Annotated in this window: 12 protein-coding genes; all 12 read right to left on the reverse strand. The window is 35.8% G+C overall.

Annotated features, from left to right (window positions below; all coding sequences use genetic code 11):
• Positions 1–2: 2 nt before the first annotated feature.
• On the reverse strand, positions 3–1094 hold the full coding sequence (locus tag WFH18_RS03590; protein WP_336754596.1) for a glycosyltransferase family 4 protein: 1092 nt from the start codon (positions 1092–1094) through the stop codon (positions 3–5).
• Positions 1095–1213: 119 nt separating this feature from the next.
• Entirely contained in the window at positions 1214–2194 is a 981-nt protein-coding gene (locus WFH18_RS03595) for a glycosyltransferase family 2 protein (RefSeq protein WP_336754597.1), read from the reverse strand.
• 8 nt (positions 2195–2202) lie between these two features.
• Entirely contained in the window at positions 2203–3480 is a 1278-nt protein-coding gene (locus WFH18_RS03600; RefSeq protein ID WP_336754598.1) for a polysaccharide biosynthesis protein, read from the reverse strand.
• A gap of 39 nt (positions 3481–3519) precedes the next feature.
• Positions 3520–4077 carry a dTDP-4-dehydrorhamnose 3,5-epimerase gene (rfbC, locus tag WFH18_RS03605; RefSeq protein WP_336754599.1) on the reverse strand — a complete coding sequence of 186 codons (558 nt, stop codon included), beginning with the start codon at positions 4075–4077 and terminating at the stop codon, positions 3520–3522.
• A gap of 21 nt (positions 4078–4098) precedes the next feature.
• Complete coding sequence (gene rfbA / locus WFH18_RS03610; RefSeq protein ID WP_336754600.1) at positions 4099–5001, reverse strand: glucose-1-phosphate thymidylyltransferase RfbA; 903 nt, start codon at positions 4999–5001, stop codon at positions 4099–4101.
• Positions 5002–5907, reverse strand: coding sequence for a dTDP-4-dehydrorhamnose reductase (gene rfbD, locus WFH18_RS03615; protein WP_336754601.1), 906 nt, complete (start codon positions 5905–5907; stop codon positions 5002–5004).
• 8 nt (positions 5908–5915) lie between these two features.
• Positions 5916–6971, reverse strand: coding sequence for a dTDP-glucose 4,6-dehydratase (rfbB, locus tag WFH18_RS03620; RefSeq protein WP_336754602.1), 1056 nt, complete (start codon positions 6969–6971; stop codon positions 5916–5918).
• A gap of 119 nt (positions 6972–7090) precedes the next feature.
• Positions 7091–8950, reverse strand: coding sequence for a polysaccharide biosynthesis protein (locus WFH18_RS03625; protein ID WP_336754603.1), 1860 nt, complete (start codon positions 8948–8950; stop codon positions 7091–7093).
• A 38-nt stretch (positions 8951–8988) separates the two neighbouring features.
• Positions 8989–10176, reverse strand: a complete 1188-nt coding sequence (locus WFH18_RS03630; protein WP_336754604.1) for a DegT/DnrJ/EryC1/StrS family aminotransferase — start codon at positions 10174–10176, stop codon at positions 8989–8991.
• Between the two features lie 35 nt (positions 10177–10211).
• Complete coding sequence (locus WFH18_RS03635) at positions 10212–10868, reverse strand: acetyltransferase (protein WP_336754605.1); 657 nt, start codon at positions 10866–10868, stop codon at positions 10212–10214.
• Positions 10868–11470 carry a sugar transferase gene (locus WFH18_RS03640; protein ID WP_336754606.1) on the reverse strand — a complete coding sequence of 201 codons (603 nt, stop codon included), beginning with the start codon at positions 11468–11470 and terminating at the stop codon, positions 10868–10870. Before WFH18_RS03640 ends, WFH18_RS03635 begins: the two co-directional genes overlap by 1 nt.
• Before the next feature lie 153 nt (positions 11471–11623).
• Positions 11624–12163 carry a serine O-acetyltransferase gene (locus WFH18_RS03645; RefSeq protein WP_336754607.1) on the reverse strand — a complete coding sequence of 180 codons (540 nt, stop codon included), beginning with the start codon at positions 12161–12163 and terminating at the stop codon, positions 11624–11626.
• Position 12164 lies beyond the last annotated feature (1 nt).

The raw sequence follows: 12164 nt of genomic DNA on the forward strand, positions 1-12164 counted from the left end.
TTTTATTGATCATTTAAAATATTCAATAATTGTTGAGTAGATTTTTGCCAATTAAAATTTTTAACTGTATGATTACCTTTTTCTCTCAATTTATTCTGCAAAGAGGTATTAGATACCAATTCATTAAGCTTTGAAACCATTTCTGAAATATTTTTAGGTTCATACATTAAGCAATTTACATTACTTACTGCATATTCATTTACACCACCGCTATTTGAAATTAAACAAGCGCAGCCACAAGCCATGGCCTCTAGTGGAGGTAAACCAAATCCTTCCATCCATGAGGTAGATAAAAATAGATGAGAAATATTCATATAATAGGCTATTTCATTATCATTTTTAGGACAAACCAAATTCACTTTCTTCAGATCAAACTCTGATAGATCATCATGTGATATTACATAAACTTTTGATAAGCCTTTAATTTTTCCTGCATTATAAGCATCAATAAAATCTTTGAATCCTTTCCAAGGATGTTTTCTAGCTACAATACATAAATTAACTTCTTCATGAGAACGTATGTCTTTATCAAAAAAAACTTCATGATCAATTGCAGGATGAACAATTTTAAAAGGAACATCATTACGATTAGAAACTTGAATATATTTTTCATAGCTATCTATAGAATTAAATATATATCCAATTTTTAGTTTATAAAAAAAACGTGTTAAAAGTTTATAACTATATAATGTAAATATATTTTTTAAAAGATATAAATCATCAAATATTCTATAATCATCGACCTGAATAAAACGATATATTTTTTTTGACCTAGCTAAAAATGCAAAAATACTCATTATAGGATCACTTACAATAATTATTTCTCTATCATAAGCATTATTTATATATTGATAGCACTTTAGTAAATTTACAATCTTTTGTTTTTTACTTGTTGAAAAACAGCCAATTTTAATGAATTTGATATTATCGGCCATGGCAAAAGTATTAAAATCTAAGGAATTATTAGGGTATACAATATCGACATCACAACCTAATTTCACAAGTTGATTGGAAAGCTCAATTGTTACTCTATTCCCGCCGCCAGTTTTTAAAGAAGGCATTAAAAAAACAATTTTTTTTACCATGACAGCCATTTTTCTCTTAAGTCTTTGAAAAAAAGCAAAATATATCGATTTAAAGAATATAAATTACTAGTGTTGATGTTTATAAATATAATAAAGTTTATGCGAAAAAAATCAAGCAACTTTAGTAATTATTTTTTCTTCATTTTCATATAATTTAATAATTTCACAATATTTGCAAACAACAAATTAACCAAACCAAAATAATAATAGTTAATATAAATCTTATTATTAACATATTTTATATCTATATTTTTTTTATGTGTTTTAAAAATAAAATGCTGGCGTAATGCATTATTAAACTGCCCTGTTTTAATTAATAGATTAAAATAAGAGATACTAAATGCAACAAAAATAGAGCTATATATTTTCTCTTTTTTAAGTCTAATTTCAACTTCTTTAAGTATATCTTTATGACTATTAATAAGTTTTAAAACATTATTACCTGAAACATTTCTTATACTACTACTTTGATGAAATCTATAGAAATAAAGAGTTTCATTTAAAAAATAAATATTTCTAGCTTTTGTAAATATTTTAGAAATTAAATTCACATCCTCAAAGTATACCCCTACAGGATATTTATTCAGATCAAAAAAACTTTTTTTTATAATATTAATGAAAGAAAACCAAGCCATATCATTAAAAATATTGATTAAAATTTCATTATTTACTTCTTTCAATCCCTCTGTAGCTAAAAAAATATTCTGAGGTATACTTTCATTTATTGAGCAACTAAAAGTAGCATACTTAAATCTAATTATATCTGGTTTATAATTTTCAATGATATTTAATATATTCTCAAAATAATTTCCTGCAATCACATCATCCGAATCTATAAATCCTATATATTCACCTTTTGCTTTTTCAATAGCATTATTTCTCGCAACACTTTGACCCTGATTAACTTGATCAATTAAAACAAATTGATTTCTTTTTTCTTCATTCAGCCCTCTAATTTTTTCTCTAATTATTTCCATCGAACAATCAGTTGTCCCATCATTAATTAAGATGATCTCAACATAGTCTACTAACTGAGAGATAATACTTGTTATACAGTCTTCAATGTACTTTTCAACCATATAGACTGGAACAATTAAACTTAACTTCACGAATCACCTTATCTATAAGTTGAGGGTAAAAAAATTCTTTTATGTGTATCAATTATTACTTTATTACCATAGAAATAATTGAATAAAGTTGTTGAAAATAATTCAGTAAATAAAATAGATAGTACTGCTCCGTATAATCCAAAATATTTTACAGAAAAAAAAGTTATAACTATATTAAATATAACCAAAATATTCGTCTTCTTTTGTAGATAGGAATACGCGTTGAATTTAATTAGATATTTTTCTGCTACTGTTGATAAACCAGAAAACATACATACCACAACCATCAAAAGTAAAATTGAATTAGCAGAACTAAATTTTTCTCCATATAGCATATTAATTACATAATTACCAAATATGTAAAAAAATATAAAAGCAAGAAAACTAACAACAAGAACCATTAAATTAAGTCGTGCTACTTTTTTTTGTGATTCATTGTATGAGTTTTCCTTATATATATCTGTCATAAATGATGTTATCAATGCTAATAAAACAAAATAAAAACTTGTTCCCAAAGTTACAGCTACTGTATATATGCCTAAATCATATGTAGAATGCCACCCTAAAAATATCTGCGATGTTTTTGTAAAGATAGCAACAGAGAGACTATAGAGCACTAATTTCCTCCCCACACCTACCATATAACGAGTATATTTACCAAAATCTTGATTAATAATTATTTTTTTATCTTTTATTATTTTATAAAAAATATATCTTCTTAGTAAAAATGGTAAAAGAGTTAACGCAATAATAGGAATAGCAAGATAACTAGCATCCAGACTTAATATAACTATTAAATATCTTATCACTAGTGAAACAACCATCCCAATTACGTTACACAATGCATTAATTTTCGAATCTAGTACAGCATTAAAATATATATTAAAGACATCATGCAGAGCAAAAAATGTCGCTATACATGATGACACCGCAAATACAAAAGTTAACATGTCAACAGAATAATATAGGTAAACTAATAAAATTGGACTAAAAACAAAATAAAGACTATTCCTTATTTTTCTAGCGGCTAATATGAGTTTAATTCCAGTTTTAAAGTTTTTACTTGTTTTTTGAAAAATTACATTTTCAGATCCAAACATTGCTATCGTTTGTATTACAGCAAATAGTGAAATAGCTAACGTAAGTTTTCCAAAATTTTCAGGTCCTATATACTTAGCTACAAATGATGTAACAAAAATTAGTCCAAATATAGATATAATTTTCTCTGATATCATCCAAAGTGAATTGGAAAACAGTGGGCTTTTAAAGATAGAGAAAAATTTCATAATATTATCTTTACCACCAAGCTTTTATTTATCCATAATTTATTTTGAATAAAGACTAAAACTTAATGCAGCATTATCTTTATTAGACAAATTTACTTGTTGTGTTTCAAATGGCCATTCAATTTTCAAATCCGGATCATTCCAGATGATTGCACCTTCAGTCTCCTTGTTATAGTAATTAGTGGTCTTATACAAAAATTGAGTGTTATCCTCTAATGCAACAAAGCCATGTGCAAATCCTTCAGGAATCCAAAATTGCTTATGATTCTCACCACTTAACTCTACTCCCACCCATTGACCATAAGTTTTAGAGTCTGGTCGAATATCTACAGCCACATCCCAGGCTTTGCCTTGCACCACACGCACAAGTTTACCTTGCCCATAGGGCGCTTTTTGGAAATGAAGCCCTCTTAAGGTGTTTTTCTGTGAACACGAGTGATTATCTTGAACAAATTTCGGAATATCTAAATTTCTTTCCTTGAGAATTTGCTCAAACGCTTTTTGGTTAAAGCTTTCCATAAACCAACCGCGATCATCACCAAAAATACGGGGCTCTAAAATTAATAGACCTTCGATCTTTGTTTCTATAACATTCATTTTAAATCTCTTTTCTAAAATTCAAATTTTAGATTTTTTTAAATTTTCTTTATGCAACTTTAATAAATATTGACCATAGCCTGTCTTCTTAAATAAATTAGCACGCTCAAGAAGTTGATCACTATTAATCCAACCATTATTGAAAGAAATTTCTTCTAAACACGCAATTTTTAACCCTTGGCGATGTTCAACCGTCTGTACAAATTGACTTGCTTCAAGCAATGAATCATGTGTTCCTGTATCTAACCATGCAAAACCACGACCTAGAAGTTCCACATTGAGTCTAGATCTTTCAAGATAAATATTATTGACGTCTGTAATTTCTAGCTCACCACGGTGTGAAGGTTTAATATTTTTTGCAATCTCGACAACATCATTATCATAGAAATATAGACCTGTGACTGCATAATGTGATTTAGGCTCAGTTGGTTTTTCTTCAATACTTAAAGCTTTACCCGTTTCATCAAAATCTACCACACCAAAACGTTCAGGGTCATTCACATAATAACCAAATACAGTTGCACCCTGTTGTTGGTCTGCAGCACGCTTGAGCTGTGTTCCAAAGCTTTGACCATAGAAAATATTATCACCTAGTACCAAGCAGACATTATCGTCTCCAATAAACTCTTCTCCTAAAATAAAGGCTTGAGCAAGACCATCTGGTGAAGGTTGTACCTTATAAGAAAGTTGAATTCCTAGTTCATCACCCGTACCTAAAAGTTTTTCAAAATTAGGTAAATCCTCTGGAGTTGAAATGATCAAAATTTCTTTGATCCCTGCCAACATCAGTACCGATAAAGGATAATAAATCATCGGCTTATCATAGATCGGTAACAATTGTTTAGATGTACCCATCGTAATTGGATATAAACGTGTACCTGAACCGCCAGCTAAAATAATACCTTTTCTATTTTTTTGATTCATTTAGATGATTTCCTCTAATACTTGAGCAACCCCTACCGTCCAATGTGGTAAATGAATTTCAAATTGTGATTGTAATTTTTGCGTGTTCAATCTTGAATTCAAAGGTCGTTTTGCTGGGGTTGGATAATCACTCGTCCCAATAGCATTGACTTTTTGAATAGCTAGCATTTGACCATGCTGCTTTGCATGATCAAAGATAAAATTAGCATAGTCAAACCATGAGCACTGACCTGAAGCTGCTAAGTGATAATGTCCGCATAATGAGTTTTGCTGCTGTGAAGAACTCAACTGATAAACGCGAAGCGCTTGCGCAGTAACATCTGCAATTAATGCAGCCCCTGTAGGCGCACCAATTTGGTCATGGATAACACTTAATTCTTCACGACTAGCAGCCAATTTAAGCATGGTTTTGATAAAATTATGCCCATGCAACCCATAAACCCAGCACGTTCTGAAGTTAATAAATGAACAACCACTTTGCTCAATCGCCTGTTCACCTAAACGTTTAGTATAACCATATAAATTCACAGGATTAGTTTGATCATCTTCAGACCAAGGCTTGATGCCTTCACCATTAAAGACATAGTCTGTTGAGTAATGTACAAGCAATATATTCTGCTTTTTACAGAGTTCTGCAAGATGTTTCACCGCGAGGTGATTAATTAAGTCAGCATTACTCTGATCCGTTTCTGCTTTATCAACGGCTGTATAAGCAGCTGCATTTACCACTACATCAGGATCAATGACATGAATAGCTTGAGTGATTGCCTCAAAATTTGCTAAATCACCGCTTACACCATCTTCATTTTGTGTTCTGTCTAAAGCAATTACCTGACCTAATGGCTGAAGTGCACGTTGTAACTCCCATCCCACTTGACCATTTTTTCCTAATAACAATATTTTCACACCAACTCCTAGTATTGCTTCGCTAACCAAGATTGATATTCGCCACTTTTAACGCGATTTACCCATTCGCTATTATTGAGATACCACTCAACAGTTTTGCGAATTCCAGTTTCAAAAGTCTCTTCAGGCTTCCAACCTAGCTCATTGCCGATTTTAGTTGCATCAATCGCATAACGTAAATCATGCCCTGGACGATCCTTCACAAAAGTAATTAAACTTTCATAAGGATCTGCATTCGCTTGAGGTCTCAACTCATCTAAAATCTTACAAATCATTTTTACGACTTCGATATTTTGTTTTTCATTGTGTCCACCAATGTTATACGTCTCTCCGACAACACCTTCAGTGACCACTTTATATAATGCTCTAGCATGGTCTTCTACATATAGCCAATCACGAATTTGATCACCTTTACCATAAATTGGAAGTGCCTTACCTTCTAAAGCGTTCAAAATGACTAAAGGAATCAATTTTTCAGGAAAATGATAAGGACCATAATTATTTGAACAATTGGTGATAATCGTCGGCAACCCATAAGTACGTTGCCATGCTCGTACTAAATGGTCAGAGCTAGCTTTACTTGCAGAGTAAGGTGAGCTAGGTGCGTAAGATGTAGTTTCAGTGAACAAATCTGTCGTACCCTCTAAGTCACCATATACTTCATCTGTAGAAATATGGTGGAATCTGAATGCTTGTTTTTTTTCTTCATTCAAACTCAACCAATATTTACGACTCACCTCTAAAAGCGTATATGTCCCTACAATATTGGTAGTGATAAACTCTGCAGGCCCATCAATTGAACGATCAACATGAGATTCTGCAGCCAAATGCATGATTAAATCTGGTTTAAACTGTTCAAAAGCATTTATTAAAGCCTCGGCATCACATATGTCAATTTGATCAAAATGATATCGCTCACTTTGATCCACTTCTTTAAGAGACTCTAAGTTCCCCGCATAAGTGAGCTTATCTATATTCAGAACTTGGTTATTAGTATTTTTTATAATATGTCTTACAACTGCTGATCCAATAAAACCAGCACCACCTGTCACTAGAATTTTCATATATACCCTAAATTATAGAACCAACTTTATAAAGCCATTAATAATATTCAGCATTAAACAATTTCATTATAACAGTCACTAGTCATGAAAAGTTGTAAATTAAAGCATTCTCTTTTAACTTATGGATCATTTCCGTTTAATATATAACCATCTACAAATGTAATAAATAATTGAGTCAACTCATACAAATTTTCTTTCCGACGTATTTCCTGACATAAAAGAAAAGCTTCGTGAATGTCAGAGAATAAAAAACACTTTTCATAAGACTTCAAAATCCGCTCATGCTCCGTTTTTTCAACACGTTTTTGATCAATCAATAATTCTTCATACAACTTTTCACCCGGACGAAGCCCTGTAAATTGAATCTCAATATCTCCCACCCCATTTTCATCAATAGGCCGGAAGCCACTAAGACGAATCATTTGCTGTGCCAAATCCACAATCTTCACCGACTCACCCATATCAAGCAAAAACACATCCCCTCCTGTGCCCATAGCCCCTGCTTGAATGACCAACTGCGCAGCTTCAGGAATGGTCATAAAGTAACGGGTCACTTCAGGATGGGTTACCGTTACTGGACCACCTTGCGCAATTTGTTTCTTAAAAAGTGGTACAACAGAACCCGATGAACCCAGAACATTACCGAAGCGCACAATACTGATTTGTGTCTTAGGATTCGTTGATGCCAATCCCTGACAATACAACTCAGCCATGCGCTTCGATGCACCCATCACATTGGTTGGTCGTACGGCTTTGTCGGTTGAAATGAGTACAAAAGTTCCCACACCTTGTGCTACAGCGGCATCAACACTGCGCTGCGTACCGATCGAGGTATTATAAATCCCTTCAAAAGGATTGGCTTCAACCAGTGGCACATGCTTATACGCCGCAGCGTGATACACCGTTTGTACAGCATATTGTTGCAATATACGTTCCAATTTTTGCTGATTGGTGACAGAGCCTAAAACTGGAATTACCTCAATGCCTGAAACCTGTAATTCACGATCTATCGAGTACAATGCAAATTCAGACATTTCAAAAAGCACCAGCATTTTCGGTTGATGTTTTACAATCTGACGACAGAGTTCGGAACCAATCGAGCCCCCTGCCCCAGTCACCATCACCACTTTATTTTTAATATTTTTTTCTAAGAGTTCTGGCTTCGGTGGTACAGAATCACGTCCAAGTAAATCAATAATATCCACTTCACGGATATCAGAAACCTTAACTTTACCATCGACCAGTTGGGTCACCCCTGGTAATTCCATGATTTTCACATCAGTGGCTTCAAAGGATTCAATAATTTCCTTTTTACGGGCACGACCCACCGATGGCATGGCAAGCAAGACTTCTTCAATACCAAATTTACCGAGTTTCTTTTGCGCTTTTTTCGGTGAGTAAATTTTTAAACCACTTAAAGATTGACCACGCAAGGATTTTTTATCATCAATAAAACACACGGGTATATAATCATCGGAACGATTTAAAGCAGCAGCAATTTGTTGTCCTGCCAACCCTGCCCCATAAATTGCCACACGTTTGCGGGTTTGTTTTTTGGCAAAAGTTTTGAGTGTCGCATAGCGAATGACCGCACGACTCCACCACATGTATGAAAACAGCATAAAGCCATACATGAGCGGAATACTCATTGGAATAAACGCAACATCTAATTTTTTAATGGCGTACAAAGCGACAATTTGAACGAATGTGCCAATCGAAATGCGCAGTAGATAATCTTCGTTAAATGAGCGCACGATGGCACGGTAAATCCCGAGCACAGCAAAAACCGATACGCCAAAGATCGCAACATAGATAAACCAAGCCTCAAGCCCTTGCATCACCGTGACATTTGGACGTGCCAAACGAATGGCATAAGCAAGCCACATCATCAGTGGCAACATGCACACATCCATGGTCACCAAAACCACTTGTTTTTGGCGGCGCGGTAAGGAAGCAATGGAACGAATAAAATCTTTCATTGAAGCTCGGTTATATCTGCTGAAATAGCACAGCGTGATTATACGCTGTTTTCAGTTTGAATCTGCGTAATCACGCTTTGAATCGCATCGACAGTTTTTTGCAGGCTTTGCTCAGATAAAGTCGGATGCACCAAGAACATCAGACTACTTTCACCTAGGGCTTTTGCATTGGCTAAACGTGTCTCTGGACGCCACGGTGTACCCTCAAAAGCTTTTTCTAAATACACTTCTGAACACGAGCCGCTAAAACAGGGCACATTCAATGTATTGATTTCTGCCATGATGCGGTCACGTGACCAACCTTCAGGTAAAGCCTCGACATTGACTTGCACATAACATTTATATGCGGCATGTACATAGTCGCTAGAGGGTTTAGCTACAGTAAAATACGGACTATTTTCAAACGCCGCTTGGATACGTGCCATATGGGCATTGCGTTTTACTGTCCATTCGGGCATTTGTTTCAATTGCAATCGGCCAATCACCGCCTGCATTTCCATCATGCGCCAGTTGGTGCCAAATGAGTCATGCAGCCAGCGGAATCCCGGCGGATGTTGGTTGTTATACACGCTATCAAAGTTTTTGCCGTGATCTTTATACGACCACATTTTTTTCCAAAGACTTTCATCTTGGGTGGTGACCATGCCCCCTTCACCACCTGTGGTCATGATCTTGTCCTGACAGAAGGACCATGCACCAATATGACCAATCGAGCCGGCTGATTTGCCTTTGTACATTGCACCATGTGCCTGGGCACAGTCTTCAATCACATAGAGGCCTTTTTCCTCGGCCAATTGCATGATCGGATCCATATCACACATCCAACCTGCCAAATGCACACAAATAATCGCTTTGGTATTCGGCGTAATCACTGCTTCAATAGTACGTGGAGAAATATTCTGTGAATCCAGCTCTACATCAGCGAAAATAGGATTAGCACCTGCAGTCACAATCGAGCTTGCCGAAGCTAAAAACGTACGTGAGGTAACAATCACATCATCACCTACGCCAATACCTAAGGCTTTTAATGCTACATCCAGTGCGACTGTACCATTGGCCACGGCAACGGCGTGTTTTGTTCCTGCAAACTGTGCAAATTCCTTTTCAAATTTACGGCATTCGTGACCAGTCCAATAATTCACTTTATTGGATAAAAGGACTTTTGATACCGCATCGGCTTCTGCTTGGGTAAAGCTTGGCCAAGGCTCAAATGCACTGTTTAACATGGAGTTTTCCTAGTCTAAAAATCGAGTTTAAAAATCTATTTTTTCGTCACAATACGAGCAGGATTCCCAACCACAGTAACGCCTGCAGGCACACTTTTGGTGACCACGGCGCCCATCCCGATAATCGCACCTTTGCCAATCACTAAAGGCTGATCAGGCGTGCCCTGCTTAATCATGGCACCTGTGCCAATATAGGCGTGGTCGTGAATATGAATATTGCCGTTGCATTTTACGCCTGGTGCAAAGGTAACGAAATCCCCAATCACACAATCATGCTCCACATAGCTATATAAATTGGCGTGAAAGCATTTACCGATTTTAATATTCGAGGTAATCGTAACAAATGGACTTAAAGCCGAACCTTCTGCGATTTTTACCTCATCCATTAAAATCACATTATCCGCGCAGATCGACCAAAGCTGAATCCCATCGAGTTCTAAACGATTCGCTATTTTTTGTCGTACACGACTATTGGCAATCGCAATTTGCACGTATTTTTCAGAGGCTGATTCATTTAAAAATGCTGAGTAATTCATGGCACGATGACCATTTACCACATCAAACTCTGTTAAAGCATCATCAATAAAGACAATTTCAAACATACTTTTTTCACGCGTCAATTGCTGACGTGCAACAGGCATCAAACTGCGCCCACAACCTGAAGCACCATAAATCGCAAAGAGTTTGGTCATTATTTTTGTTCCGGTGTGCCGGTAAATTTGCTCATGGTCGCCTCGCCTTCGGCACTGATATCATCTTTGGCAATGACTTTTTTTATTGTTTTCAGCATAATTTTAAAATCGAGCCATAGTGACTGGTTTTCCACATACCATGTATCCAGCTCGAATTTCTTTTCCCATGAAATGGCATTACGCCCATTCACCTGTGCATAACCAGTAATGCCCGGACGCACGTTGTGGCGTTTGGCTTGCTCGCTATTATATAAAGGCAGATATTCCATCAGTAATGGACGTGGACCGACAATACTCATATCACCTTTAATCACATTCCACAGTTCAGGCATTTCATCCAAACTGGTGGCACGCAGTATTTTACCAAATGGGGTTAAACGCTCACTGTCCGGTAATGGATTACCCTCAGCATCCAATGCATCCTTCATGGTACGGAACTTGATCATTTCAAAAGGTTTGCGATTGAGCCCCGGACGTACCTGACGAAATAACACAGGTGAACCCAAATTTTTTCGCACCTTATATGCCACAAAAGCATATACAGGAGACAGCAGCACCAGTGCAGATGATGCAATCACAATATCCAATAAGCGCTTTAACATGGTTCACTCTTAAGATTAGAAGAAGATGGGAAAATGGTATCCATATCTAGCAATAATTATACCCTGTTCGATACCATCAGATTTGTAAAATATTTCAACATCATAGGGATTCAAGTCGTACCCATTCTAAAAGCTGCCAAACCATATAGCCGTTTAGAGATCTGTCCAACGACGATTGACTGCATGACCTGGGTTATTCATACTGATGACCTTCGCGTAGTTTCCTACCGCAGTTGCATTTTCAGGAATATCTTTTGTCACAACGCTTCCTGCACCTATAGTGGCATTATTGCCAATTTTGACATGCTCAATGATGCAGACATTGGGCCCAATATAAACATTATCGCCAATTTCTGCAGCTTGACGGCCGCCATTTGCACCAATGGTGGTAAATTGCGATAAATTCACATTATTGCCAATCACGGTTGTCGGATTAACGACCAACGGCCCGCCATGCCCAATAAACAAGCCGTAGCCAATTTGAGTCGTGGTATGAATATCAATGCCGTACTGCTTTTTTTTATAATAATAAATAGGATAAGCCAACTTTGCCCATACAGTTTTTGAACTGGCTAAACGCAGCCAAAATGAAAAATTAAAACCACGATTGAAAAAATAAGTTTTCAAAAAGGTTTTCAAACTGACATGACCGGTATAACGGTATAAATCACTTTTTATATATTTTAAGGTCATC

The organism is Acinetobacter sp. USHLN143 (assembly GCF_037145695.1).
Classification (GTDB): Bacteria; Pseudomonadota; Gammaproteobacteria; order Pseudomonadales; family Moraxellaceae; genus Acinetobacter; species Acinetobacter fasciculus.

What these genes read in the sequence shown, in the direction of transcription:
- rfbB (WP_336754602.1), bottom strand. Translation starts at nt 6,971, where the DNA reads ATGAAAATTCTAGTGACAGGTGGTGCTGGTTTTATTGGATCAGCAGTT.
- rfbA (WP_336754600.1), bottom strand. Translation starts at nt 5,001, where the DNA reads ATGAATCAAAAAAATAGAAAAGGTATTATTTTAGCTGGCGGTTCAGGT.
- WFH18_RS03630 (WP_336754604.1), bottom strand. Translation starts at nt 10,176, where the DNA reads ATGTTAAACAGTGCATTTGAGCCTTGGCCAAGCTTTACCCAAGCAGAA.
- WFH18_RS03600 (WP_336754598.1), bottom strand. Translation starts at nt 3,480, where the DNA reads ATGAAATTTTTCTCTATCTTTAAAAGCCCACTGTTTTCCAATTCACTT.
- WFH18_RS03625 (WP_336754603.1), bottom strand. Translation starts at nt 8,950, where the DNA reads ATGAAAGATTTTATTCGTTCCATTGCTTCCTTACCGCGCCGCCAAAAA.
- WFH18_RS03645 (WP_336754607.1), bottom strand. Translation starts at nt 12,163, where the DNA reads ATGACCTTAAAATATATAAAAAGTGATTTATACCGTTATACCGGTCAT.
- WFH18_RS03640 (WP_336754606.1), bottom strand. Translation starts at nt 11,470, where the DNA reads ATGTTAAAGCGCTTATTGGATATTGTGATTGCATCATCTGCACTGGTG.
- WFH18_RS03635 (WP_336754605.1), bottom strand. Translation starts at nt 10,868, where the DNA reads ATGACCAAACTCTTTGCGATTTATGGTGCTTCAGGTTGTGGGCGCAGT.
- WFH18_RS03590 (WP_336754596.1), bottom strand. Translation starts at nt 1,094, where the DNA reads ATGGCTGTCATGGTAAAAAAAATTGTTTTTTTAATGCCTTCTTTAAAA.
- rfbC (WP_336754599.1), bottom strand. Translation starts at nt 4,077, where the DNA reads ATGAATGTTATAGAAACAAAGATCGAAGGTCTATTAATTTTAGAGCCC.